The 24,787-nt window shown below is 48.5% G+C and carries 27 protein-coding genes; 11 read left to right on the top strand and 16 right to left on the bottom strand.

All coding sequences use genetic code 11. The features are described 5' to 3' along the window. Positions 1-10 precede the first annotated feature (10 nt). From NSS79_RS33455 to NSS79_RS33490, 8 genes are all read right to left on the bottom strand, one after another. Positions 11-907, bottom strand: a complete 897-nt coding sequence (locus NSS79_RS33455; RefSeq protein ID WP_342437726.1) for a HAMP domain-containing sensor histidine kinase — start codon at positions 905-907, stop codon at positions 11-13. A gap of 22 nt (positions 908-929) precedes the next feature. Continuing rightward, complete coding sequence (locus NSS79_RS33460; RefSeq protein WP_342437727.1) at positions 930-1,691, bottom strand: ABC transporter permease; 762 nt, start codon at positions 1,689-1,691, stop codon at positions 930-932. Further along, complete coding sequence (locus tag NSS79_RS33465) at positions 1,684-2,607, bottom strand: ATP-binding cassette domain-containing protein (protein WP_342437728.1); 924 nt, start codon at positions 2,605-2,607, stop codon at positions 1,684-1,686. The genes NSS79_RS33460 and NSS79_RS33465 overlap by 8 nt, the downstream gene beginning before the upstream one ends. Positions 2,608-2,690: 83 nt before the next feature. Further along, positions 2,691-3,383: a response regulator transcription factor gene (locus tag NSS79_RS33470; RefSeq protein ID WP_342437729.1), complete on the bottom strand. Its 693-nt coding sequence runs from the start codon at positions 3,381-3,383 to the stop codon at positions 2,691-2,693. Between the two features lie 247 nt (positions 3,384-3,630). After that, a complete protein-coding gene (locus NSS79_RS33475; protein WP_342437730.1) occupies positions 3,631-4,362 on the bottom strand; it encodes an SMI1/KNR4 family protein in 732 nt (243 codons plus the stop codon). An 84-nt stretch (positions 4,363-4,446) separates the two neighbouring features. After that, positions 4,447-5,424 (bottom strand): phosphotransferase, encoded by a 978-nt coding sequence (locus NSS79_RS33480; protein WP_342437731.1) that lies wholly within the window; start codon positions 5,422-5,424, stop codon positions 4,447-4,449. A 51-nt stretch (positions 5,425-5,475) separates the two neighbouring features. After that, on the bottom strand, positions 5,476-6,153 hold the full coding sequence (locus tag NSS79_RS33485) for a hypothetical protein (RefSeq protein ID WP_342437732.1): 678 nt from the start codon (positions 6,151-6,153) through the stop codon (positions 5,476-5,478). A 218-nt stretch (positions 6,154-6,371) separates the two neighbouring features. Next, on the bottom strand, positions 6,372-6,704 hold the full coding sequence (locus NSS79_RS33490; RefSeq protein ID WP_076111852.1) for a helix-turn-helix transcriptional regulator: 333 nt from the start codon (positions 6,702-6,704) through the stop codon (positions 6,372-6,374). Between the two features lie 136 nt (positions 6,705-6,840). Here NSS79_RS33490 and NSS79_RS33495 point away from each other — a divergent pair, with 136 nt between their 5' ends. The 5 genes from NSS79_RS33495 to NSS79_RS33515 are packed head-to-tail and all read left to right on the top strand — an operon-like array spanning position 6,841 to position 11,115. Further along, positions 6,841-7,548, top strand: a complete 708-nt coding sequence (locus NSS79_RS33495) for a lantibiotic protection ABC transporter ATP-binding protein (RefSeq protein ID WP_342437733.1) — start codon at positions 6,841-6,843, stop codon at positions 7,546-7,548. 1 nt (position 7,549) lies between these two features. After that, on the top strand, positions 7,550-8,278 hold the full coding sequence (locus NSS79_RS33500) for a lantibiotic immunity ABC transporter MutE/EpiE family permease subunit (protein WP_342437734.1): 729 nt from the start codon (positions 7,550-7,552) through the stop codon (positions 8,276-8,278). 1 nt (position 8,279) lies between these two features. Continuing rightward, entirely contained in the window at positions 8,280-9,038 is a 759-nt protein-coding gene (locus NSS79_RS33505; RefSeq protein ID WP_342437735.1) for a lantibiotic immunity ABC transporter MutG family permease subunit, read from the top strand. Between the two features lie 29 nt (positions 9,039-9,067). Beyond that, positions 9,068-9,730, top strand: coding sequence for a response regulator transcription factor (locus tag NSS79_RS33510; protein ID WP_038598089.1), 663 nt, complete (start codon positions 9,068-9,070; stop codon positions 9,728-9,730). Beyond that, entirely contained in the window at positions 9,718-11,115 is a 1,398-nt protein-coding gene (locus tag NSS79_RS33515) for a HAMP domain-containing sensor histidine kinase (protein ID WP_342437736.1), read from the top strand. Before NSS79_RS33510 ends, NSS79_RS33515 begins: the two co-directional genes overlap by 13 nt. Positions 11,116-11,141: 26 nt before the next feature. On the opposite strand, the gene NSS79_RS33520 is transcribed toward NSS79_RS33515, so the two are convergent. The 6 genes from NSS79_RS33520 to NSS79_RS33545 form a co-directional block, all read right to left on the bottom strand. Next, positions 11,142-11,981, bottom strand: a complete 840-nt coding sequence (locus NSS79_RS33520; protein ID WP_342437737.1) for a MerR family transcriptional regulator — start codon at positions 11,979-11,981, stop codon at positions 11,142-11,144. Continuing rightward, positions 11,972-12,259 (bottom strand): hypothetical protein, encoded by a 288-nt coding sequence (locus NSS79_RS33525; protein ID WP_342437738.1) that lies wholly within the window; start codon positions 12,257-12,259, stop codon positions 11,972-11,974. Before NSS79_RS33525 ends, NSS79_RS33520 begins: the two co-directional genes overlap by 10 nt. 154 nt (positions 12,260-12,413) lie before the next feature. Next, positions 12,414-13,385, bottom strand: a complete 972-nt coding sequence (locus tag NSS79_RS33530) for a YafY family protein (RefSeq protein WP_342437739.1) — start codon at positions 13,383-13,385, stop codon at positions 12,414-12,416. A gap of 53 nt (positions 13,386-13,438) precedes the next feature. Beyond that, on the bottom strand, positions 13,439-13,930 hold the full coding sequence (locus NSS79_RS33535; RefSeq protein WP_342437740.1) for a hypothetical protein: 492 nt from the start codon (positions 13,928-13,930) through the stop codon (positions 13,439-13,441). Positions 13,931-14,102: 172 nt separating this feature from the next. Then, positions 14,103-14,864 carry a leucine-rich repeat domain-containing protein gene (locus tag NSS79_RS33540; protein ID WP_342437741.1) on the bottom strand — a complete coding sequence of 254 codons (762 nt, stop codon included), beginning with the start codon at positions 14,862-14,864 and terminating at the stop codon, positions 14,103-14,105. A 200-nt stretch (positions 14,865-15,064) separates the two neighbouring features. Beyond that, positions 15,065-15,613, bottom strand: coding sequence for a pyridoxamine 5'-phosphate oxidase family protein (locus tag NSS79_RS33545; protein ID WP_342437742.1), 549 nt, complete (start codon positions 15,611-15,613; stop codon positions 15,065-15,067). A 223-nt stretch (positions 15,614-15,836) separates the two neighbouring features. Here NSS79_RS33545 and NSS79_RS33550 point away from each other — a divergent pair, with 223 nt between their 5' ends. Further along, complete coding sequence (locus NSS79_RS33550; protein ID WP_342437743.1) at positions 15,837-17,267, top strand: PLP-dependent aminotransferase family protein; 1,431 nt, start codon at positions 15,837-15,839, stop codon at positions 17,265-17,267. On the opposite strand, the gene NSS79_RS33555 is transcribed toward NSS79_RS33550, so the two are convergent. After that, positions 17,262-18,107: a hypothetical protein gene (locus tag NSS79_RS33555; protein WP_342437744.1), complete on the bottom strand. Its 846-nt coding sequence runs from the start codon at positions 18,105-18,107 to the stop codon at positions 17,262-17,264. The genes NSS79_RS33550 and NSS79_RS33555 overlap by 6 nt on opposite strands. A gap of 298 nt (positions 18,108-18,405) precedes the next feature. On the opposite strand from NSS79_RS33555, the gene NSS79_RS33560 reads away from it, so the two are divergent. Next, on the top strand, positions 18,406-18,645 hold the full coding sequence (locus NSS79_RS33560; protein WP_038598107.1) for a hypothetical protein: 240 nt from the start codon (positions 18,406-18,408) through the stop codon (positions 18,643-18,645). A 64-nt stretch (positions 18,646-18,709) separates the two neighbouring features. Continuing rightward, positions 18,710-20,131, top strand: coding sequence for an MDR family MFS transporter (locus NSS79_RS33565; protein WP_038598109.1), 1,422 nt, complete (start codon positions 18,710-18,712; stop codon positions 20,129-20,131). Between the two features lie 153 nt (positions 20,132-20,284). On the opposite strand, the gene NSS79_RS33570 is transcribed toward NSS79_RS33565, so the two are convergent. Beyond that, a complete protein-coding gene (locus tag NSS79_RS33570; RefSeq protein ID WP_342437745.1) occupies positions 20,285-21,028 on the bottom strand; it encodes a glycoside hydrolase family 16 protein in 744 nt (247 codons plus the stop codon). A 195-nt stretch (positions 21,029-21,223) separates the two neighbouring features. On the opposite strand from NSS79_RS33570, the gene NSS79_RS33575 reads away from it, so the two are divergent. Genes NSS79_RS33575 through NSS79_RS33585 form a run of 3 tightly spaced genes read left to right on the top strand, consistent with a single transcriptional unit; the run spans position 21,224 to position 24,717 of the window. Then, positions 21,224-22,099, top strand: a complete 876-nt coding sequence (locus NSS79_RS33575) for an ABC transporter permease subunit (protein ID WP_342437746.1) — start codon at positions 21,224-21,226, stop codon at positions 22,097-22,099. Positions 22,100-22,114: 15 nt separating this feature from the next. Beyond that, positions 22,115-22,999 (top strand): carbohydrate ABC transporter permease, encoded by an 885-nt coding sequence (locus tag NSS79_RS33580; protein WP_342437747.1) that lies wholly within the window; start codon positions 22,115-22,117, stop codon positions 22,997-22,999. Positions 23,000-23,049: 50 nt separating this feature from the next. After that, positions 23,050-24,717: an extracellular solute-binding protein gene (locus NSS79_RS33585; protein ID WP_038598115.1), complete on the top strand. Its 1,668-nt coding sequence runs from the start codon at positions 23,050-23,052 to the stop codon at positions 24,715-24,717. The last annotated feature ends 70 nt before the right edge of the window (positions 24,718-24,787 follow it).

Below are 24,787 nucleotides of genomic sequence, written 5' to 3' on the forward strand. Positions count from 1 at the left end.
TGTCCCGTGATCACAGCTTCCAGCGGCAGGTCATCTTTAAGTTGCCCCCGTGCAGCTCCGCGGTCAGCGTGCCGTTCATCTTGTCCATTAGACTTTTGGCGATAGAAAGACCAAGTCCCGATCCTTGGCCGGATCGGGTGCGGTCGACCGTGTAGAAACGGTCAAATAGCAGCCTCACATCAATATCGGATAATTCCTTCGCATCGTTAATGATCGTAAACTCGGCAATTTCAGGCTGTTGCTGGAAGCGGATTTTCACATGACCGCTCGCATGCTTGATAGTATTGGTAAGCAAATTCTCAACGACCCTCCGCACGGCTGATTCGTCGGCATATACGGCTACCTCTTCCTCCGGCATCCGAATGTCCGGCGTAATATCCCGTTCGTTAAACCGGTCGTAGAAACCGACCAGAATGTCTGACAGGAGGACAGTCATTCCGATCCGCTCGGTCTTAAGCTGATAATCGGAAGATTCGATTAGGGATAACTCGAAGAAGTCGTTCAATAGTGCTTGCAGCCGTCTCGTGCGATTTTTAACAATGGTGAGGTATTCGTGCTTCTCCTCAGGCGTAACAGGCTCTGCTTCCAGCAGTTGAATATAGCCAAATATGGAGGTGAGCGGAGTACGGATATCATGGGAAATGTTCGCAATCGCCTGCCGCAGCTCATTCTCGGTTCGTCTTCTGCGGGCCTCCGCGTCGACTACGAGATCGGACTGGCGATTAATTTGACCTGCAAGTCTTTCGAGCCTCTGGTCGAATAGAGTCACGTCTATTTTTTTGCCGGTTGTCCGTTCATTATAGCGGCGCAGCTGCTCCGTCATCCGCCCCAGCTCCCGCCTCATCAGCAGCAGATGGGCAAGCAGGAGAGCCGCCACCGTAACCGTTATGAGCGTTATGATAAGCAAGACTTTCCCGCCCCTCTCATTATTATTTAATTTCTTTTCTGCGGAACACGAGAATACCGAGTAGCGCGGATACGACAATCGTCAGCACTGGCACGAGCAGGAGCGCTGGCAGGTCGCCGCTGTCAATACTGGGCTTGCCGATATCGTTCATCAGCTTGAAGATAGAATAATCATACACTGTAGTAAAGAAAGGGATGTACTCACCCAAGCCCCCCAAAATCGTATCAATCATTAGGAAGAAAATCATCGAGAAGCCGATCGTCTTGCCACTTTCGGTGAACACGGCAGTGAACAGCGCCCCGATCGCCGCATAGCCTGCAGTGTACAGCAGTGTCAGTCCTAGGGCCCGCGGTATGAAGGACGCGTCAAACCCCTGCGGCAAATGGCCGAAACCTGAAAGCAGAGAAACTTCGGTCGTGCTTACGATCGGGAATACCAAAGAGATAGCCATGGCTCCGACCGAGAATCCGATCAGTTTGGCGGTGAACAGCCGCCCTCTATCGTTACCCGACGATGCGATCGTCTTCATGACACCCGTCGCATATTCATTGGCGATGAAGAATCCGGCCAGCGCTGCAACGCCAAATTTGATCAGATAGGCATTGCTTGCAATAAACTGAATCAGAAATTCGGCTCCTGTGAACTGCGGCTCTCCACTCGACTTATGGTCAAAATAGTAGAGCAGTGGATAGGCCAATGAAAGAATGGCGGTTATTAGCAGCAGCACGCGGAACGACCTGTCCTTACGCAGCTTGAACAGTTCGGATCTAACCAGATTATACATGCCCGGCACCCCCGATCCGCTTCATGAAAAAGCTCTCCAGGTCTTCGCCCATCGGCATAAACTGCTCAATTTCCAGACCTGCGGAGAATAGCGTCGAAGATACTTTACCTGGCTGTTCGATATTGCCAAACAGCTTAATCGCGCCATCGGGCATCACTTCGAAATCATTGGTGCGGAGCTCGTTCTGAATAACCGTTGCCGCCTTGTCCGGATCATCCACTTTAATAAACACGTACTGCTGACATTTATCATTCAATTCCTGAGCAGTGAGCTGCTCTAGCAACTTACCGTTATGAATGATGCCGTAATGGCTTGCCAGCAAATGCAGTTCGCTCAGAATGTGGCTGGAGATCAGAATCGTTATCCCTCGTTCGTGGTTAAGCTGCTTGAGCAGCTCGCGCATTTCGATGACGCTCATCGGATCGAGCCCATTGGTCGGCTCGTCGAGAATTAGAAATTCCGGATCGCTTAGCATGGCGATTGCCAGACCCAGCCGCTGCTTCATGCCCAGCGAGAAATTCTTCACTTTCTTCCTGCCTGTTCCCTGCAGTCTGACCAATTCCAGCATCCTTGGGACGCAGTCTTTGCCGGGGATGCCCCGGAGGAGCCGGTTCACCTCCAGATTCTCGGCGGCGGTCATGTGGGGGAACAACGAAGGGCTCTCGATAATCAGACCCATCCGCTTACGGGCCTGGGTCAACGCCCGCTCGTCGCCCGCGCCAAACAGCGCGATACTTCCGTCGGACGGAAAAGCTAGTCCGGTAACGATGCGCATCAACGTCGATTTTCCGGCTCCGTTCTGCCCAATAAAGCCATATATGGAGCCTTTGCGGATAGATAAATTCACTTTATCCAGCGCTACGCTGCCTTTAAACTTCTTAGACAATTGATTCGTCTGCAATACATATTCGCTCATTGTAGTCTTGGCCTCCCTTATGTGATAGACCAAGTATAGAAACGAAAACTTAAGAGGAGCTAAAGCCAATCCTTAAGAATGTCTTAAGGCTTTAGCCGATAGCCCATGCCCCATACCGTCTCGATAAATTCGCTGCCGGGCGCAGCCTTCGCAAGCTTGCTCCGCAAATTGCTCATATGGACGTTGACCGTATTGTCGTCTCCGTAATATGGCTCATCCCATACGCTTTCGTATAGATTTGCTTTCGTGAATACCTTTTTCGGTGCCGATAGAAGCAATGTGAGAATCTCATACTCCCGGGCGGTCAGCGCAACCTCTATCCCCTCTGCCGTCACCGTTTTGGAATCGTGATCGAGCACAAGTCCCTTATGCTGCAGCACGCTCAGCACAGCCGGCGGAGCCATCTGCGCAAACCGGCGCAGATGGGAATCAATTCGCGCCGAGACTTCCTCGATATCGAAAGGTTTCGTAATGAAATCATCCGCACCCCCGCGTAGCGCTGACACTTTGGTCTGCTGCTCACCCTTGGCCGAAATGATAATGACTGGCACGCCTCCCCGCAAGCGGATCCATTTAAGCAGCTCCTCGCCCGTCATTCCCGGCAGCATCAAATCCAGCAGTACCATGCTCCATTCCCGTTGCTCCAGATAGAGCAGCGCCTCCGTTCCGGAAAAGGCAGGCTGTGGCACATAACCGCTTTTTCGAATAATGCTGCACAGCAGCCGGCTGATGTCATTATCGTCCTCGGCCACGAGAATATTTATTGAATTATCCATCTTTTCTCCTTGTATTATCCTTAATCAGCTGTCATTTAGAAGTTCTATAGCCTATATGATAGACGATTTTTACCTCTATTTCCAGAATAGCCTTCCTGATGCGGCCTTTTCGGTGTTCGCTGGAATCCGGTGGTTTTTATGCTTTTCAAATGTTCCACGTGGAAATTCGACTCCGCTGTGATGAACATGAAAAAGAACAACCGAGCCGGTTTTTTCGACCACAATACAATCTGCCCGCCTCACAAATCTATTGCTTCAAAAATTCATCCACACTGATTTGCTGTAATTCATAATCCGCACCGATGGCTTTTAATTGGTCCTCTATGTTAGCCACAACCCGATCAATGCCCTTGTACACGAGTAGAGGTACCGCCTCCAGATAAGTTTTTGCCAGCGCATAATCGCAGGAGAATACCTTTTTGATAAACACCAATGTTTTTATTTTGTCGGCGCCCGGGCCTGTAATGAACACTTTGTAGTAATCCAACTGCTCGTCTTCGCCCATCTCCACTTCCTCCCCGATACCCCGAGGAAGCAAGACGCTGTAAAGAAACTCGGTAAGATTATCATAAGCAACGGAGAAATCCCAAGAACCCTCTCCATGCCCTGCAGTATAAATCACGGTATCTCCTCTGGAGAGATCCAGGCAATACGGGTCGCCTTCATCCGACGCAATAACGAGATAGTCGCACGGCCAATCAGTAATGACCTCTTCCGTAACGGGATTATAATTGTAGCCCGATTGGCCTTCAACCAAGTCCTTGGCACCGTAAATAAATAGATTGATATATTCATCCGTGCTCCAGGAGACTGATTCGGGAACATAGTGATTTAGGAAGTAGATGTACTCATCGGGCAGATTCCATTCCCCGGAGACGGTGCGTATTGCCTGCTCTTCCGCTTCGGTTAGCAGCTGCATCGGATACTTCGCGTAAAAATCGGGGTTTTGCTGCCTTGTCTTCTCTAAAGCTGATTGCATTTTCTCCAAAACGTTGTCTATTCCTTGATAAACGTTCTGCATTAAGATCACCACTTTAATTAAGATTGGATTGCTTCGAATGAATCAAAAACTGTAGAAAACCGCTTCACCGTTTAGGAAGGGTTTGCAATAATTCTCAATCAAATCCGGCATTTGTTTACGTATCCACATATGCTTATCTTGGTTACTTACCAGAAAAGCGTAGTAGGCAAATATCACCAAAAACATGAAACCCTCTAGCTGTTCAGTGTCTATTTTTCTGGAAATGATAGTAGTGTAGCCGGCTAGTAGAGCGTTTCGCAATTCTCCTTCAGTCAAAAGGGCACCCATAGCGATATCCATCACGTAATATCCAGAACCCGACAAGCCAAAGTCGATGAACGAAATCCCCTTTGGTGTGAGGATTAAGTTACTATAGTTGATGTCTGCATGGATGAATCCCCATGTCTCCATCGTTTTGCTCAATACTTTAATACGATCATTGATCAATGAAAATGTATTTTCAAGAATATAAAAATCCTTGGTAGCGATAATACCCATTTCTTTACCGGATCGCAATTTGGCCAGCATGGTATTTGTCCACTCTATTTCATATTCGGGCCTAATAAAACTTGGACCCTGTTGATAGCGCATTGAAAACTGATGCAAATGGGCAATACGCGTCCCAAAGGTACGAACTGTTTCCTCACTATTCAAATCTTGCTTGGACATGATTTCCCCAAAAATCCATTTTAAGACGGAACAATGCACTTCTTCGTGTTCAATGACAACGGTTGTTACCAGTTCACCGTTTACATTCGGAACAGGGGTTTGAACAGGTAATTCGGAATGAGAAGACCAAGCTAACAGATAATCCAACTCCGATTGAACAGCCTCACGCGTATTATGTACACCCTGCATGTTTTTTGTAATGGGTTTATGCATCCGCAACAAGTAAGTGTCTCCAGAATACTTTTCTGTGACCTTGTATGTGATGTTCTCGTTATGACGGATCAATTCCACGAAAGGGTCAATAAAAGAATACTTCAGTAAGACTTCCTTAAAACACTTCGTATAATCCATAGAATATCCTCCTAGTTTAGTGAACAACCCCACTGCTTAATTTGACGATACCTACTCTTCTTGGAAAATCTCTTTAATTCCCTCTAGTTCCCGGGGCTTAATTCCGTTTTCACTAAGTACAACCACGGAATCGGCCCTTTTCCAGACAAGAATTTCTCCATTCGTATCCCAACTAATAATATCCTCAGGGAAATCTTCCACCTTTTTTAGCCCCAGCAGTTTGACTAATTCACCATACTTGTTCTCATCCACAATCTCATAGTAGTCCCTATATGCGTCTAACTCATATTTAAAAACGGTCTGCCATTTCCCTTTGTTGACCTGATTCAGCATGGCTGAACTCTCTATATGGGTCTCAAAATTGTTGCATTTCAATTCGTATCCCTCATAATATCGACCTTGCTCATCGATTGAAAATATCTCTTGATACAACGTATCTGCACAATTAAAGTGGCGTATGACGATATCATCCTCCGGTTCCATTACGATTAATCCGCTCTCATGTTTAAAATCGCCCCGGCAAGGCCTCTTATGAAGAATTCCATATACGATAGGCTCCAAGTAAGCATAGAGTGTAAATCCGCCGAATCTTGTTTGGAAATCTATTAACGGATCTGTAGGCATGATTCTTGCCGCTTGAAAGGCATTGATTATCTCCTTCTCATCCTTAACAGAGTCTTTCCATTCGGAGTGTGCAAGATAATCACAAGCTCTTTTTGATAAAACCATATCGTCTCCCTTTCCTCATTCGTAATTTAACAGCTGGAAGGTGAAAAAGGCGAGGCAGCTTGCTCCCACGCTTCTAGCTTCAATATATATACAACTATACCGTATCTCGCCACTTAAAGAAGGGGCCAAGTAAAATCAAGAAACGCAAAAAAGAGGCCGTTATCCCCTATGCCGGGTATACGCCTCTGAATGGTTGGGTCGACGGCCATACTTTTGTTTCATAATAATTCTTTTAGTACATTTTTAGCCAGCCGTATTTTCTCATCATTGGCATCACGAAGTAAAGCTACAATGTCTTGAATATCGCTCTCTGCTGATGTAACGATGAAATCTTCATCCAGATATGCAAACAACTGTATTAAATTCACTTCAAGGGATTCCGCAATCTTATTTAAATTCAGTAAAGATACGTTTTTCTCCCCACGTTCAATCTGCCCTATGTATGAAAAATGAAATCCGCCTTTCTCACCAAGAGCTTCCTGAGACAAGCCCCGCTCTTTCCGAAGAGCACGAATACGGGTTCCTACGAGCTTTAAGATTTCCTTATCCATTACGGTATTCACCTCTCCATGTCAATCCTGCCCTATTTATAGATTACCTCTTAATTCTTCGGGTGTATCCCCCATTATCCTTACAGAATCCTTAGAATCTCCCCTTACACTGTGGAAGTGGAAAGGATGATATAATATGCGGGACATTATTTTAGAAACCCAGAATCTTTGCAAAAGCTTCAAACATCAACCAGCCGTCAACAAAGTAACGTTAGCGGTACCCCGTAACTCGATCTACGGGCTCTTGGGGCCGAATGGTGCAGGCAAATCGACAACGCTCAAAATGATCGCAGGCATGCTGCGCCCCGATTCCGGGAGTATTCGTATTCATGGGCATGAATGGACACGGAAGGATTTAAGCGAAATTGGCGTATTAATTGAGGCGCCACCGCTCTATGAGAATCTGACTGCCAGAGAGAATCTTAAGGTGCGTACGATTGCCCTCGGACTGCCGCAGTCCCGAATCGAGGAGACCCTCGCCGTTGTGGATTTAACCGATACCGGAAAGAAACGTGCCGGACAGTTCTCCATGGGCATGAAGCAGCGGCTGGGAATCGCGATTGCACTCTTGAACCAGCCGAAGCTGCTGATTCTGGACGAACCGACCAACGGGCTGGACCCCATCGGGATTCAGGAGTTGCGGGAGCTGATCCGTTCTTTTCCGGGGCAAGGAATCACCGTCATTCTGTCGAGTCACATTCTCTCCGAGGTCGAACAGGTAGTGGATCAGATCGGAATTATCGCCGGGGGTGTTCTCGGGTATCAGGGAGCCGTTCCCCACGGGCAAGAGCTCGAAGCCTTGTTCATGCAGGTCGCCGCAGCCAACCGAAGGGCTGGTGAATAACATGCTTTGTCATATTAGGGCTGAACGTTTAAAATGGCGGGGCACTTTTATCCCTAAGCTTGTCTGGCTGGCACCTGTGTTCACGATGCTCCTTTGCGCCATTTTAATGGGCGGACGCTTATTTCAAAGCGGGGCTTACAACTGGTGGTACACGATGCTCTTGCCCGGAGCGCTGACCCTTACCTGTTCACTGGCTCTACATAAGGACGCCAAGATGAAATACCGTGGACTACTGGCTCTGCCTGTTGATCTGAAGACCCTCTGGACCGGGAAAATAATTGCCTGCGCAGAATGGCTATTAGTCACTATCCTCCTGTTCCTGGTTGGCATTACTTTCGGCGGAATACTGTTCGGCCAGACCATTCCGCTGCTGAACAGCATGGCTGGCAGCTTCCTGATCTTCGTCACGTTTCTGTGGCAGATTCCATTGTGTCTGTTCCTGGCTGCACGACTCGGATTATTCGCCGCTGTTCTGCTTAATATGTTCGGTAATGTCATGGGTGTCGTTGCCTTCGATACCGGTGGACTGTGGGATTTTATGCCTTATACTATTACTGCCAGGCTCATGTGCCCGGTTCTGTCGATCCTGCCGAACGGTCTCCCCGTACCGGTGGACAGTCCGCTGAGAAGCACGGAATTGATTCTTCCGGATGCCCTGATCTCCCTGGCCTGGTTCGGATTGCTCTCCCTCCTTACTGCGCTATGGTTCCGTAAGCAGGAGGCGAAGTAACATGGCTTCACTACTGGGATTGCTGAGGGCGGATCTGCTCAAAAGCCGCCATACGCCGTTTCTGCTAATTCATCTGCTGGTTCCTCTTATCGGAGCTGGCGTATTCTTAGCGTACTATTCGTACTCCCCATGGAGTGCAACCGACAAAGCACTGGCGTTTATGCAGTCTGTAGGATGCGCATTTCCTACCCTGATCGGGCTGGTCTGCTCCATGTCGGTGGAACAGGAAGCGGCTGCAGGACAGTTTCAAAGCATGCTTGCTATACCCGCAAACAAAATCACGACCTATATAAGCAAGCTGCTTCTCCTGCTGTTGCTTGGCTTTGGAGCCGTCCTGTTTGCTTACAGCCTTTTTGGCCTGGGGTTCGGCGGGATTCTGCAGCAGGACAGACTGGGAATGCCCTTTTACATCACCGGGGCAGTTATTCTGTTTGGCAGCAATATGTTTCTCTACCTTCTTCATCTCACAGCCAGCCTGCGCTTCGGAAGAGGGTCTTCCATCGGGGTAGGGATTGTGGGGAGTCTGGTCGCCGCCTTAATGCTCACCGGGCTGGGTGATGCCATCTGGCCGTATATTCCCTTCGCATGGGGCGTCCGCTTCATCTCGCTGTGGACAATCCACGCTTCCGGTACGACAATATCCCCCGCTGTATCTGGGCTGAGCGCCGGAATTACGGTCTGGCTGCTGGGAACAATATTGGCTGCTCTTCTGTGCGCTGCATGGTTCCAGCGGTGGGAAGGACGCTCAACTGATAATTAGACATACAACTTACAATCGGGGGAACCAATATGGCAAAAATACTCGTGGTAGACGATGAACCCGCCATCCTGTCGCTGATCCGCAACGCGCTTATTACTGACAATCATCTGGTGACAACGATCTCCGATTCTACACAGGTGTGCCGGAATGACCTTGGCGCGTATGATCTTATTTTGCTGGATGTGATGATGCCGGGTGTGGACGGCTTTACACTTTGCCGGGAGATACGTGCGGCGGTGGATTGCCCGATCCTTTTTTTAACGGCCAAAACACTGGAAAGCGATCTGATGTACGGCCTCGGACTGGGGGCAGATGATTATATTGTGAAGCCTTTTGGCATAGGCGCGCTGCGGGCACGGATTGGCGCCCACCTCAGGCGGGAAAGCAGAGAGCGGCGGAATGTCCTCTATCTGGAGAATGTACACTTCAACCTCTCCGGTAAAGAACTGTTGGTCCAAGAGGACAAAGTGCCTCTGACCAAAAGCGAATATGAAATTTGCGAATTTCTGGCCCGCAGCCGCGGACAGGTCTTCTCCAAAGAACATATTTATGAAGCGGTCTTCGGGTTTGACGGAGAAAGCGACCGCAGCGCCATTACGGAGCATATCAAGAACATCCGCGCCAAGCTGAGCAAATACGGGATCGACGCGATTGAGACTATCTGGGGGATTGGATATAAGTGGAATCTGTGAAACGAATCAAAACAGTGCGCCTTCGCACCTTTTTCCTGCAATACCTCTTGTTCTTAAGCACAGGGACGATTCTGCTGCTGGTGCTTGTACTTGGCTTGTTCACACTGGCGTTTTCCTCCAATATTATACTGCCTGCTAACTATGCCGAGAAGGAGATTGCTGCGTTCAAGGAGCGTCTTGCCTCAAGCAGAACAGTAACGCCCGATAGCGTTCCGGGAATGGTAGATTATACGGTCGTCACCCAGGAAGGAGAACTTCTCGCCGGTAATCTGAGCCGGAGTGAAGCAGCACATGCCTGGGAGATTATACAGCAAGGCAATACTCAGGACTCTCATTTCTATACAACCGCCCAGCACGGACAGGAGATCTGGATATTCCGGTATAGCTTAACACCGCAGTATGCATCTTCCTTGCTGCGCACCTATCTGCCGAATCCTCAGTTGCTGGGAGTGCTGCTCTTCATCTTGGGCATTTTGCTCCAAGCGGCCTTGCTTGCCGCCCGGTTCGGCAGAAAACTCACGGAGAAAATGGCAGGATTACAGGAAGCGACAGAGAACATCCAGCGCGAGAATCTTGAGTTTACCGTCAAGCCCAGCGGTATCCGCGAAATCGACGATGTGCTGGTCTCACTGGACCGGATGAAAGAAGCCCTGCACACTTCACTTAAGCGGCAGTGGGAGCTGGAGCGTTCCCGCAGAGAGCAGATTTCCGCGCTGGCCCACGATATCAAAACCCCGCTTACCGTCATTCGGGGAAATGCGGAGCTGCTGCAGGAGACGACACAGAATGCTGCCCAGCTGGAATATAACGGATACATTCTTCGCAGCGCCGAGGATATTGAAGCCTTCGTACAAGAGGTTATTGATCTGTCCAGCATGCAGGCCAGCTTTGTTCGTCAGAAGTCGCTGGTAAGTACAGCGGAGATTCTTGGAGAATTAGAGCTGCAGATGAAGGCTCTGTCCTCCGGCAAGGACCTGCATACGCTTGTACAGAAGGATACTCTTCCTGTATTTCTCTTTATAGATAAGGAGCTGTTTCAGCGGGGCATCATCAATGTCATCGCCAATGCGGTCGAGCATACGCCTCCGCAGGGGAGCGTTGCTTTGCTGGTCCGGGGGGATGACGCTGCTGTTCATTTCACGGTCACAGATACGGGGAACGGCTTCTCGCCAACCGATTTGAAAGAAGGCGCCACCCAGTTCTACAGAGGAGACCAGAGCCGAAGCTCCGGCAATCATCACGGGATGGGACTGTACATTGCCGAGTCCGCCGCCCAGCAGCATGGAGGGAGCTTAACTATCGCAAATATGTCCTCCGGCGGAGGGAAGGTGACTATGAGCATTCCTGTTTCTGCGGGAGGCCGGGATGGTTATGGGCAGGAGTAACGAGCTGCTCTTGTGGTGTCCCTAGATTATTTCAGTTTTACAGGTTCGAATAAATTCAGATAATATTTGCTTCCACAACCATCTGGATTATCATTACGAATGTGTTCTTCCAAGCATAGTCTTGAACGGTCAGATTTGTACTTATTATGCTTTGACAAGTGACGCATTAACGTTTTCCATGAATCACCTATATCATCACTGCTTTCAAGCATGGCGTATAGGCCCCCGGGTAACATCATTTCTTTTAAATGTTTTGGAACATCAGTACCATCTGGGATGGTAGCACACATACCATATCCATATGGGGTACCCGGATGACTTGGCATTGGCTTCACATTACCACCAAATAAACGTGCTGTGCCCAGTAAGCTGGCCGACTTAATCCAATCCAGCACCGGTGCCATTGCCTCATCTTCTGGAGAAGCACCTATAGCAATATTGTAGGCCACCCTCATAGGAGGAAGAGTAATTATTTTGATTATGTTGGTTTCTTTCAAATTGCTCATTAACAAATCCTCCGTCTCAGTAAGGATCTCATCCAGACTAGACAAACAGTCTGCGTTTTGCTTTTGAAGGAGTTTCAAGATCCGGTCTAATTGCTGTTCAAAAAGTAATACTTCTGCTCTCTGCAACTTTAGAGTGGAGATTTTATTTGCAATAACCGCGCTAAGCTGTGAAGGGGACTTGTTTGCGATAACAGATTTTATATCCTTTATCGGAATATCCATTTTGCGAAGTACTGCAGTAATTCGTATACATAAGAGTGCATTTTCATCATAAATTCTCCAGCCAGAGGAGGTATCCCTTGAACTCTTAAAGAGTCCTTCTGATTCCCAGTGGCGCAAGGTGCGACTCGTCAGTCCCATCTGCTCCGACAATTTATTGATTGCAACAGATCATGCTGCAGGATGCCGGAGAAATGCGTATCGAGACGACCGCACTTCGGATGCTCGATCGTCATCGCCTTGTCCGGGTCTGGCGTACGCCGCAGCAAATCGTGAAACTGTTCGGCGACGCCAGCGAACAGCCGCCGCATCTCGTCCACGGTTTTGCCCTGCGCTTCCTCCACCCAGACCGGGATTTTCGAGAAAATCTCCTCGTTCGGAGCTTCCGCCAGTACGGACATATAGAGCTTTTCGTACAAATACATTCGCCCAAACATGATATTCGTATAATTGCTGCGGATGTTGAAGCATGTATGAATCCACCTTTCCTTTATTCATCGTCGTTTGGCCGCCAATGCCGCAGCCTTATCTCTATCGTATGCCGGGTTCGCTGACAAGCGTTGTCAGCGAAGTTCAATCGGGATCGTCTTCGTAATGTTTTGCGATTCCGTAGGCCATTTCCTTAATCCGACGCTTCAGCTCCAGCGGCTCCCGTATACAGATGGCCGGACCAAACGTCAGCAGATACATCGGAAGGTACTTGTTCATCGTCTGAACGTCGAGCAGAAACCGCGCCTCGCAATCGGTCCTTTCCGTCAAATAGTGGCGCAGATGCCAGTGGCGGCAAACCGCGTTCAGGGTGTCGGGCTCTCCCTCGATACGGATGACCGTCAGCGGTCCGTCCGCCTCCCGTTCCCGCTTAGACTGGTCGTGGAAATAGGCGGACGCGGAGAAATGCTCCGGCTTTTCGAACCGCGCTTCAGTTGCCTCCAACCGCGCGATACGATCTACGCGGAACGTCCGCATTGCCAGCGAACGATGGCAAAACGCGACAACGTACCATTCGTTCCGGTCGTAAGCTAGCCCATATGGATCGACGTTACGTTCGTCGGCCTGTCCCGCGTTCTCCTTACGATAGGCGATGCAGACCGTTCGCCCATCCTTCGCCGCCTGCTCCAGGTCCCGCAACAACAAAACGCCGGAAGGCGGACGCACCGGAGAAATCACATCCAAGCCACTCGTCTGGCGGGACAGATCGTCGCGCTGCTCTTCGTGCAGCCCATTCTTCACTTTCTCCAATGCGCTTTCCAGCTCTTCGGTATACGGATAGCCGGCACCTTGCGCAAATTTGAACGCGTCCACAAGTGCCTTCAACTCCACGGAATTGAAGAATAATGGCGTCTCCCTGAAGCTTTCCAGAATGTGAATGCCGCCGTCGTGGCCCGATTCCGCAACGACTGGCACACCGCTGGCGCATAATGCGTCGATATACCGGTACACGGTGCGGATGCTGATCTCCAGACTGTCCGCGATCTGTGCGGCGGTGAGTTTCCTGCCGGAGCGTAGCATCCAAAGCATGGATAGCATATTATCCCATTTTGCCAACGGGAGCACCTTCTTTCCTCGCGAAAATGTGTTCGGAAGTGACTCTTTACTACCTACGGATAGATAACTTCCGTCTGTTCATCAAAATATCCAGCTTCGGATAAGACGATCTCACTCAGATCATATTTTACAAATATCCGTAAGGACCTAGCAATATGATCCCCAAGATTCTCACCAAAGTAAATACTGTAATAATCCCTTTGATCTACCTCATTACTTTTACTATCTGGTCTTTTTTCGACTACAACAAAATAAATAGGATCGCTCAATTGTTCTTCGTCTTCATTTGTATCAGGCCAATCCTGTAGTTTTACTGTAGTTTCGTTTAAACCGCTGTATTTAAGAACAAAGGAAAGGATCTCATCATCTGAATAATTGTTCACACTGGTGGAACTGGAACCCTTAGGAAGCTTTGTGGGTGAAGCTGTACTCGTGGAAGTAGCTACTGATGGGGTGGTTATTGGTTGCTTGGACGAATTACTGTTATTGCATCCGACAATGAAAAGAAAAGTGAGAATGAAAAAAAACCGGATAACCTTCATCAATCTGGGAGTCCCTCCAATAAAAATAAATAGGTTTAAAACGGTAATCGTTTGGGCTGTGGTATGAACAACAGATACTTAGGGGGTGTGCCAATAGCCCTCAAATGGCTTGGTACACCCCCTCTCTATTTTTAAATTCGGGCTTAGGCAAATCCGGTTCAGATCGACGTATTGCTTACTCCGGCTGAGTATCCCCGTTATCTTCCAAATTTACTATGACACCATTGTTCTCCAGCTCTTGGATAACCTGCTCCGCTTGCTCATTCAGCGGGTTGTTTGCCAAAGATACTTCTTGTAATTGGGGCAACGTTTCGAGCACTTCAATATTCTGGATGAGGTTATCGTCTAGATAGAGATGTTCCAATGTTGGATGATTTCGTAATGGCGTCAAATCTTGAATTTTATTTCCGCTCAGTAAGAGCCATTCTAACTTCAATTTCTTAATGGGACTTAGGTCTTCCACCTGATTGTTGCTGGCAAGAAGATCGGTCAGCTTATTTAGATTTTTTAACGGCACTAGACTTTTTATCATGTTACCGTCAACAACCAGCTTCTCTAGAGAACTTAACCCGGAAATCGGTGAAAGATCAGTAATCTGATTCTCCTCAATTGCTAAGAACGTTAACTTTTTCAACTTGCTTAGCGGTTTAATATTCTTTATCTTTTGGCCGGGCAGAAATAAGCTCTCCATGTTAACCGCATATTCAAGACCTTGTAAACTGGTGATTTTAGCCTTAGATTCGCTAGGATACAAAGATTCCAGCTTCTTCAAATCAACTGCCTTCAGCTCTTTCTTAGCCGGCAGCTCTAATTCCGCGCGAACGGCTTTCGCCAAAGCCGGGTCTGTAATGACGGATGCAGCCCGAATGGATGTAGCCGGTAAGAATACGAGAACCAAACAAATCACGATGATATTTTTCATTAGCTTAGTAGGCATATACATTCTCCTTTTCAAGCACATTGAATAAGTGCCATTCCTTACCTTTATCGGATTTCACTGCAAAGATGTTCAGCTTAACCTGTTGAATTCAATCAAAATAATTAAAATTTATACCGAAAAAATGCCCTAAAACTATATCACATAGTCATAGGGCAGTCGCGCTAAATTTTGAAGAAATATGAAAGCATATCTTGTCATTAAATCTCTCGTCCGGCAATCGTGTCCGTTCTATACATTTTTTCTGCTTCAATAGGACTTTCTTTTGCTGTCATATGGTGCGGAATTACCCGGTAAACTTGAACCGGTCCGCCGAATACAGCCGACCTATACTTGTCCACATGCTGCTTGGACAAGGGGCGGTTATAATAGCCGGGTACGTATTTATTGATCAATCCCTGAAGTACATGAGTGGCTTCGTCCAAATCTGTGATCGGCTCTGCTTGTCCAAATATCATTACGCTCATATAAGCCGTATCCGTTTTAGCAGGTACCGGATCCGTAATGGTCCCGTATTCCTCACATACTGTAAAACACACCTCTGGATTTTCGCTCATGACCTGATTGCGTCTTCCATCGCCAGCCCCGTGAATATAGAGCTTCCCCTCAGACCATACATAATTTAGCGGTACAACATAGGGGAGGTTCCCATCAACCAACCCAAGATATCCAATTCTCGCTTGCTGCAGGAAGCTTTCAATTTTCTCCTGATCCTTGCATTCCCTGGTCTTGTAACGAACTGGATCCATTTCGGAATCTCTCCTTTCACTCATGAGATATTCATCCCACTCCAATAGTTTGAACTCCGATACTCTTCTAGAGTGCGGCAACGACTCAGATTGCAAATACCAGCGTTATTACGGTAGTATATCAGTGAATGGAGTGCCTTTTAAGATCCAAACATTAAGGTTATGAGCAATCCATAACTACTTAATATTTTATGATTGGAGCTACTATTTGGAGGTATACACGATGATGAAAGTAATCCGTAATGATAAGAGACCGATCTGGCAGCAATTGCTTGATCAAGCCATTCATAATATTACAAGTGGAATCTGGGCTCCAGGAGAATTGCTGATTCCTTCCCGCGAACTCGCTCACCAGATAGGCGTCTCTCGCTCTACTATACAGATCGTCTATGAGGAATTGCTAAGCCGAGGTTATACGGTTACATCCCGGCGAGGAGGAACGCGGGTTAGTAAATGGAATCAAATCACTGAGTCAACGAAGGAAATCATAGCAAATGGCCCTCTGCCTCCCTCACTTCCCTTGTTGAACTCAGCGGTCGATCAATTACAGGACTGGTTCAGAGGAAAAGAACATGGAGAAGCGGATATTGATTTTAGTCCCCACGAACCTTATTTGGATGGACATTTTCAAAAGAACTGGCGGCAATCGTTTCTCCACGCATCCGCTGCAATGGACTTATCAAGCTGGGCTTACGGCAACCCCTACGGTCTCACACCATTACGTGAGCAAATCCAGCGTTATTTATCACTTGAACGAGGTATCCATATCCAAACAAATCAGATTCTGTTGACCTCAGGAGCTCAGCATAGCATTGACTTAATCGCACAAGCGCTTTTATCTGATGGGGACACTGTCTCTGTAGAAGATCCCGGTTTTCCAGCTTCCTGGATGGCGATGAACTATCGGCGTATGAATGTGGTGCCCGTCCCCGTTGATGCGCATGGTCTTGTGGTTGACCGTATTCATCCACAATCCAAACTGATCTTTGCGACTCCTTCGCACCAGTGCGCAGTCGGGGTCGTTATGTCGGAGCCGCGCAGGCAACAACTGCTGCATAAGGCCGCGCAAGAACAATTTTGGATCATTGAGGACGATTATGACAGTGAATTTCGATATCGTGGGGACCCGCTTCCCACACTCTTTAGTCAGGCATCTAATAATACCTTGTACCTCATGAGTTTTTCTAAAATGATTGCTCCAGGCATTCGTATTTCGGCTATCGTTGGATCTGCCGAGGCAATTGCTCAACTAGCCAGGGTACAGGAGCTGACTTACCGACATCTTCCGATTATGGATCAGCTCACACTAACCCACTTCATCAAGAATGGGCATTTTATGCGCCATATGAGAAGAGTCAGAAATGTGTACCGGCGAAGACACGAAGCTATGACAAAGGCTATTATGGCTAGCGGGTTAGGGGAACGCTTCACACTAAGTGGAGTAGAAACGGGATTGCATATGTTACTTGAAGCTGAAGAATCATACGACGAAGAAACCGTGACAAAGTTAGCCCTTCAACAGGGAATACGTGTATACCCTCTTGGACCTTATTGTTTGGAAAGCAAAAGGAAGGGATGGGTGTTGGGGTTTGCAAAAGTAGATGAAGCATCGATTGAGCAGGGGATTCATCGTCTTGCGGAGCTGATCTTATAGGGTCATGTTCACAAGAAGCCCTTTATCATACAGAAATCTAACCATGTAGAACCCATCCTTGGTAAGCAGGCTGGTAACAAGTTCATGCTCTAATACATTATTGTTCATTATTTGCGTCTCAACTATAGAGCTGCAATCCGTCTGATGCAGTACTTGAGCAGCCACTATGGTCTTTTGGGAGACATAATCCGCTGTATGCTTTTCTACAGAGGCAGCCTCCATCTCATCAAAATAATTAATCGTGAACGTACACGAAGGCTGGTACCGATGGTATTCGCCCAGCGGATAATATCCGATAAATTGACTGTTACTGTAAACATGGAATGTTGCAGGTACATAGCTATCAAGCTGAAAATACGGGATGAACCGGGCAATGCTTGGGTCGATCTCTTCACCAGGAGGAATGACCGCATCCACGCCCATAAGGAGTTCACCCTGCTTATCTACATAAATCGTGCTATAAGAGCTGTACCTCGTAATCCAAATTGAACCGTTCTCCTTCACAGCCTCAACGTAATAACTGTTAATTTGATTTCTTTTTTCCTCACGTTCATCGGCGGGATTGACACAGGTATGCATGTGCTTCCGGGTGTAAGTAAAGACTGCTTTATTGGCGTCTACCGACAGTAATTCAAATTTGAGGATTTCAGATTTTATATTATAGATTTGAAATGTCAGCATCAGTTGAAAGTGATTTAAGAAGGACATCCCCCTCTTATCCGGATGAAATCTTTTGATCAAACCTTGTTCATCCTTATCCATATAAGCCTGCTCCAAGCCTTCAACTGTGGCCTGCAGCTCCTCTTGAGTGATACCTTTATTTTTCTTAAAAAGGAACATGTTCTACTCTCTCCTCATCATCAGTCTACTATTGTCTCCCGTAAGCTGATTGCTAAAGGAGCGGCCGCACATACTCTTTCGTTTGATTTATCTTGCAGAGTTAACTGGCACGTTATAATACTCCCCTAATCTCATCCCGTCAAGAGATAATGTGTGAATTAGCGGCGTAGCGGGGTATCCCCCTCATGCTTTCGAAATATGAATGAATTTCCGGGTAGGAAGAGCGATATCGCTTTTTCCAATTCATCCGGTTTCACGTAAAATTTACTTCAGGTTGATGGGGAAAAGGAGGCTCTGCATGCACAAAGTGATCAAAATCAAATTTACGCTCTTTTACGGCGAAGCACCTGAAGCAGATTGTTACGGGTACATGGAGTTGAATCGGGATGGCAATATGATCGCGCTCTATAACAGGTATGGCGAGGAAATAGACATGTATGGCGGACATGAATTTATCAGGGTGCGGACGCTTGGCAAATTCGATAACGAAGACCGCGATAATTTTTACTCCTTGTTAGAAAGTGATGGTGTGGGGTAATCTGCACGGCAAGCTGGCGGTTTGGTATCAAGGCACTACGAAATAACTATTCGGGAGGTAGAAAATGGACAACCGGATTCAAGAGGCAAGTGGAATGAAGAGAGGGCCGATGTTAACCGCACTACTCATCGGTGCATTTGTTGCCTTTCTTAACGAAAATTTGCTTGCTAATGCGCTTCCTGGATTGATGCGGGAATTCAATGTTGCTGCCGCGACCATACAGTGGTTATCGACAGGTTATATGCTCGTTATCGGTGTACTCGTGCCGGTGACCGCATTACTGCAGCAATGGTTCACAACTCGCCAGATGTTTATGTCTGCGATGGCATTATTTTTGGCCGGTACCTGCTTGTGTGCAGTATCCCCGGGATTCGGAATCTTGCTGACGGGCAGGGTTATTCAGGCTTGCGGTACAGGATTATTGATCCCGTTGATGATGAATACGATTCTCGCCCTCTATCCTCCAGAACGCCGGGGTGCCGCCATGGGTCTCATGGGGCTGGTCATCATGCTTGCCCCTGTCATCGGGCCGACTTTGTCTGGTTTGATTATCGATACCTTACACTGGCGCTGGCTGTTCTACATGGTGATTCCTGTCGCACTGTTTTCGATGATTTATGCATTCATCTACTTAAAGAATGTGACAGAACTGACCAAGCCAAGGGTCGATCTTGTGTCCATTGTGATGTCAACCGCCGGTTTCGGCTGCGTCACCTACGGCTTCAGCCAAACAAGTGTCTCTCTTGGGCCTAAAGGTTACGGATTGATTGCAATAGGCAGCCTTTTCTTGCTCTTGCTAGTATGGCGACAGCTCAAGATCAAAGAGCCGTTGATCGATCTTTCAGTATTCCGGCATCATACTTTTTCTCTCGTTGCGGTATTGATTGTTATTCTGATGATGGTTCTATTCTCCACAACAACATTGCTGCCGTTCTATATGCAGGATGTGATGAAGTTGACAGCATTCGCGACAGGCTTACTTCTTATGCCAGGTAGCATTTTGAACGGGATCCTGATGCCGGTGTCGGGGAAATTATTCGATAAATTCGGGCCGAGACGCGTAATTGTGCCCGGTCTGCTCCTGATCGCCATATCGTTGTGGCTGTTTGCCGGCATCGACAGTGATACAACACAAGGTTCTGTGCTGTTCAATCATGTCCTCTTATTCGTAGGCATGTCATTCGTCGTCATGCCGGCTCAGACGGCAGGATTGAATCAACTTCCACGTCACCTGGTCCCTCATGGCACAGCCATATACAATACGCTTCAACAGATTGCAGGTGGAATTGGCATTGCATTGTTCGTCGGCATCATGTCGTCTGGAGCCACTCGTTATCTTCACCATTCGCTCGATCCCACTGCAATGCATGAGAAGACACAAAGCATGGTTTCCGGTCTACAAACGGTTTTTTGGATTGAATTTATTCTTGCAATACTTATTTTGGTGCTCGGTTGGTTTATCAAAAAGACACCTGAGCATAATTGATTCATTGCTATATAGATTGAACTTATAATTCTTCTATTTTGGGATTATTGGCCGTGACTACAGAGAATGTTTGGACTTCCAACCGCTGTTAGGTTTCGATTTCTTTTCCCTAAATGTATATTCTCAAGTTCAATCTAAATAGTCAATTTCATCCTACGCATAAAGCCAAACCCCCGCCACCGTCATCAACCCGGGCAGCACTGCCTCGTCCACCTCCACGTTGTCGTACCATCCGCCCACGGCCAGGTTAAGCAGCAGATAGAAGGGCTGGTCGAACGGCATGATGCCCGGCTCCAGCTGGCGCTGCGCGAAGCAATACCCGTCTACCAGCCAGCGAATAGAACCCGCATCCCATTCCAGCGTATAATCGCGGAACTCATTGATGGTTCCGTCTTCAAGCTCGTGGGTGAATTCCTCAACCACTTTGCTGTCAAGGTCCTTTCCGTAGTGCAGCGTGCCGGCGATCTGCCGGGGCAGGCGGCCCTTGGCCTCCAGAATGTCGAGCTCTCCAGAGGCTGGCCAAGGCCCGTATGCCAGATCCTGCGGCAGCAGCCAGATGGCAGGCCATAGACCCTGCCCTACCGGCAGCTTGGCTCGTATGACAAGCTTACCGTAGCAGAAAGAGAAGTGATTCCTTGTATCCAAACGGGCCGATGTATACGCAAAGCTCCGTCCCTCCTGCTCAACCCTTTCAAGGCACGCGCGCAGATTTAAACCATACTCATCGAAATAGAGATTGTTCGGGTGATCCGTATAGAACTGCTGCTCGCCGTTCCCCCAACCGGCGTAGATGGGATTATCGTTATTATCAAGCAGATCGTTGCCTATACGGATGTTCCAGAGACTCAAATCACCTCCGCCGTTCACAAAATCCTGCTCCCATATCAGCTTACTCATCCATGACACTCTCCTTTCCATTTAACCACAGCATAATGCATTTCAGTGCCCGGCCCGAATGAATCCAAAAAAATGGGATAGGGTCAAAAATCATGCCCTTTTTTTCCCGGGTCTTTTTTCTTACGATGAAAAGGAAGGGGGGACACGAGACATGTTTCAATTTCAAACGAAACAAATGAAAGCGTTTTTTAGACAGTGGCAGATGCAAAGCATGGTCATTCCGGGAATCATCTGGATGTTGATCTTTTGTTATTTCTGATGCTGTGGCTCATTATCGGCTTTATGGACTATAGTATCGCGAAGCCTATGCTGGAGTCGCCGTTTGTCGGACTGAAGCACTTTCAGGACTTTGTGACGGACGACCGGTTCTGGCGTTCGATCCGCAATACGCTGGGGATGAGCAGCATCAAGCTTGTGCTGGGGTTTCCGATTCCGATTTTGTTTGCTCTGCTGCTGGGCGAAATCCGCAGCCTGCGCTTCAAGCGCACTGTGCAGACCATTTCGTACCTGCCGCACTTTATCGCCTGGACGATCTTCGGCGGCATCGCGCTCAACTGGCTGGGCGAAGGTGGTGTGGTCAACCATCTGATGATGACACTCGGACTGCAGAACCGCGAAATTCTCTTTAACAGCGACCCGAAATATTTCTGGTGGATTACCTTTTTTACCGATACGCTGAAGGAAACAGGCTGGAGCGCCATCATCTACATCGCGGCTATATCCGGCATCGACCCTGGTCTGTACGAGGCCGCGGAGCTTGACGGAGCGGGACGTTGGCAGCGCATGTGGCACATTACCGTGCAGAGCATCCGTCCGACCATCGCTATTCTGTTCATCCTCGCCGTCAGCGGTATTCTCGGCAGTAACTTTGAGCAGATCTTTATGTTAAAAAACAATATGAACATGAAGATGGCCGAGAGTCTCGATCTCTATATCTATAACATGGGACTTGTGTCGGGGCGCCATTCTTTCTCAACAGCCGTTTTATTTGCCCGTTCCATCGTGGCGCTGGGGCTGCTGTTTATGGCGAATCAGACATCCAAAAAATTAACTGGCGACGGCATTTTCTAGAAAGGGGGCCAACCGGTGAAAAGACGCTCAGGACTAAGGGGCATCGGAGTATTTGAAGTCTGCAACGCCCTCCTGATGCTAGGGGTATGCTTTCTGACGCTGTACCCGATGTGGTTCGTGCTTATTAACTCGCTTAACGCGCCGGAGCAGGCGTTGCTGGGCACCGTCAACTGGTTCCCGGAGCAGTTCTCGCTGGCCAGCTACAGCGTCGTATTTAACGACAAGACAATGATGAACGGGTTCGTAATTACGACCCTGCGCACCATAATCGGGTCGGCTGCACATGTCTTTTTTACCGCCATAATAGCTTACGGCATGAGCAAGACGACGCTGATCGGCCGCAAGTTGTATATGAAAATCGCCCTGATTACCATGCTCTTTTCAGGCGGACTCATTCCAACGTTTATCCTGATGACGAAGCTGGGCCTGTACGACAACTTCTGGGTATTCGTTATTCCCGGCATGTACAGCTTTTTCAATATGGTCATCTTCATGAGCTTTTTCCGCACCATCCCGGACAGTCTCGAGGAATCGGCCAAGGTAGACGGGGCATCAGATTACGGCGTGCTGTTCCGGATTGTACTGCCTAACAGCATGGCTGTAATCGCTACCATCTCGCTGTTCTCGGCAGTCTATCACTGGAACGATTATTATCAGGGCGTTATCTATATCCGCTCGCAGGAGATTCTGCCTTTGCAGACCATTTTGTACAAAATCATTGCCGAAAACTCCATGTCCTTCATGCAGCAGCAGGCGATGGCCCAGTTCGGGGCAAGGCTGCCCGGCAACTCCATAAAGTTCGCCTCCATGATGGTGGCTACCCTGCCGATTCTGGTGTTCTATCCCTTCATTCAGCGTTATCTGGTCAAAGGGGTGATGATCGGCGCTATTAAGGGGTGAACCGATTCCCTAATCAGTAACTTACAAAAAACCGAAAGGATGATCTTCTTATGAAGCGTAAACCCGTTAAAAGAAGTCTGACTATCATGCTGACCTTGATGCTGTCGCTGGCTCTGGCCGCATGCAGCGGCAATTCCGGCAATAATGAAAGTGCCCCGACCGCGCAGCCGGCAGACTCCACACAAGCGCCGCAGAACGAAGCAACGCTGAATCCCGATGAGCCCGCATGGAAACTGGATACGAGTCCAATCGATTTAACCTGGTTCGTCGGTGCCAACTGGTACGCCCACTCCTGGGGCGAAAGCTTGACCTCCAAGTACATTACAGAGAAAACAGGCGTCAATGTTAAGCTCGAAGTCCCTTCCGGCGAAGCGAACGAGCATATCACCTTAATGATGACCTCCGGCCAGCTGCCGGACCTTATCTCCATGGGATCATGGGAAACCGCTGTCAAAAAACTGTGGGAAGGCGACCATGTCTATGCCTTAAACGAACTGGCAGACCAGTACGATCCTTACTTCTACAAGGTGGCGGGCGACGGGACCCTGAAATGGTACCGGCAGGAAAACGGCAACACCTATGGCATTCCGAACGACTCCTACAGCCCGAACCTGATGCATGAAACGGGTATGACGGCGGCCAACCAGACGTTCCTTGTCCGGAAGGATCTGTATGAAGAAATGGGCAGTCCGGACCTCAGCACCCCGGAGGGCTTTCTGAACGCGCTGCAACTGTTCAAGGATAAATATTCGAAATATAAGGGCCAGCCGATGAGCCCCTTCTTCGCCCAAGGCAATGTGCCATACGGCATGACTGAATATCTGCATAATCTGTTGGCCATACCGCACGAGAAGGACGGAAAAGTATACGACCGCGTAACCGATCCTGAATATATTGCCTGGCTGAAAACATTCCGCACCGCTTACGAGCGCGGGCTGATCAACGTAGACTTCCTGGTGGATTCCGATACGCAGGTGGAGGAGAAAACGAATAACGCGCGCTATTTCATGATGATCCGCGAATGGTCCGGCATGACGGCCGTAAATCCGATGCTGGCTGCCGGCACCAATCCCGATTCGTATTATATCGCTGTGGATGGACCGCAGAACAGCAGCGGCGACAGCGCCAAGCTGTTCCCCGGCAATATGGACGGCTGGATGGTGACAATGATCAGCAAGTCGACCAAAAATCCGGAACGGGCCATCCGCTTCCTGACCTATCTCTCCAGCGAAGAAGGGCAGCACGATCTGTTCCTCGGCAAAGAAGGCGAAACGTGGGAGACGGTGGACGGCAAGCCTCAGCTCAAGGCTGATATGCTGAACCTGATTGAGAGCGATATTGAGACGCTGGAGAAGCAGTATGGCGTGCTCGATACGTACTGGATGATGCGTAACCCGGTTATCGTTAACCAGTGGAGACCGGAGAAAGCACCTGTGATCAAGCAGATGGAGGACTTCGCCAACGCTCAGGCCGATATTGACAGCGGCATTTACAAGGGGCTGGACCCGCTGGGCGATTCCGAGGTTGCAGTAGCTTGGTCACGGATTTCACAGAACTGGGAGGAAGTGCTGCCGGAGCTGATTACAGCCAAGGATGAGGCTGCGTTTGACAAAATCTTCGCAAGCTTCCTTGAGCGCCGTGACAGTTACGGCTTCCAGCAGGTAATGGAGTTCCGCCAGACCGAGCTGGATGTGCGGAAAGCGAAAATGGCCGATTAACAGCACTGCCGGCTGCCAGAGGGGCAGCCGGTCTTGTCTGCTTACGCAGGGGTTTCAGCAAGTTCGCCCA

Source organism: Paenibacillus sp. FSL L8-0436 (assembly GCF_038593025.1).
Taxonomy (GTDB): domain Bacteria; phylum Bacillota; class Bacilli; order Paenibacillales; family Paenibacillaceae; genus Paenibacillus_AQ.

Coding starts and splice junctions, on each gene's coding strand:
- NSS79_RS33460 (WP_342437727.1), bottom strand. CDS start 1,691: ATGTATAATCTGGTTAGATCCGAACTGTTCAAGCTGCGTAAGGACAGG.
- NSS79_RS33465 (WP_342437728.1), bottom strand. CDS start 2,607: ATGAGCGAATATGTATTGCAGACGAATCAATTGTCTAAGAAGTTTAAA.
- NSS79_RS33470 (WP_342437729.1), bottom strand. CDS start 3,383: ATGGATAATTCAATAAATATTCTCGTGGCCGAGGACGATAATGACATC.
- NSS79_RS33475 (WP_342437730.1), bottom strand. CDS start 4,362: ATGCAATCAGCTTTAGAGAAGACAAGGCAGCAAAACCCCGATTTTTAC.
- NSS79_RS33480 (WP_342437731.1), bottom strand. CDS start 5,424: ATGGATTATACGAAGTGTTTTAAGGAAGTCTTACTGAAGTATTCTTTT.
- NSS79_RS33485 (WP_342437732.1), bottom strand. CDS start 6,153: ATGGTTTTATCAAAAAGAGCTTGTGATTATCTTGCACACTCCGAATGG.
- NSS79_RS33490 (WP_076111852.1), bottom strand. CDS start 6,704: ATGGATAAGGAAATCTTAAAGCTCGTAGGAACCCGTATTCGTGCTCTT.
- NSS79_RS33495 (WP_342437733.1), top strand. CDS start 6,841: ATGCGGGACATTATTTTAGAAACCCAGAATCTTTGCAAAAGCTTCAAA.
- NSS79_RS33500 (WP_342437734.1), top strand. CDS start 7,550: ATGCTTTGTCATATTAGGGCTGAACGTTTAAAATGGCGGGGCACTTTT.
- NSS79_RS33505 (WP_342437735.1), top strand. CDS start 8,280: ATGGCTTCACTACTGGGATTGCTGAGGGCGGATCTGCTCAAAAGCCGC.
- NSS79_RS33510 (WP_038598089.1), top strand. CDS start 9,068: ATGGCAAAAATACTCGTGGTAGACGATGAACCCGCCATCCTGTCGCTG.
- NSS79_RS33520 (WP_342437737.1), bottom strand. CDS start 11,981: ATGGGACTGACGAGTCGCACCTTGCGCCACTGGGAATCAGAAGGACTC.
- NSS79_RS33540 (WP_342437741.1), bottom strand. CDS start 14,864: ATGCCTACTAAGCTAATGAAAAATATCATCGTGATTTGTTTGGTTCTC.
- NSS79_RS33545 (WP_342437742.1), bottom strand. CDS start 15,613: ATGGATCCAGTTCGTTACAAGACCAGGGAATGCAAGGATCAGGAGAAA.
- NSS79_RS33550 (WP_342437743.1), top strand. CDS start 15,837: ATGATGAAAGTAATCCGTAATGATAAGAGACCGATCTGGCAGCAATTG.
- NSS79_RS33555 (WP_342437744.1), bottom strand. CDS start 18,107: ATGTTCCTTTTTAAGAAAAATAAAGGTATCACTCAAGAGGAGCTGCAG.
- NSS79_RS33560 (WP_038598107.1), top strand. CDS start 18,406: ATGCACAAAGTGATCAAAATCAAATTTACGCTCTTTTACGGCGAAGCA.
- NSS79_RS33565 (WP_038598109.1), top strand. CDS start 18,710: ATGGACAACCGGATTCAAGAGGCAAGTGGAATGAAGAGAGGGCCGATG.
- NSS79_RS33570 (WP_342437745.1), bottom strand. CDS start 21,028: ATGAGTAAGCTGATATGGGAGCAGGATTTTGTGAACGGCGGAGGTGAT.
- NSS79_RS33585 (WP_038598115.1), top strand. CDS start 23,050: ATGAAGCGTAAACCCGTTAAAAGAAGTCTGACTATCATGCTGACCTTG.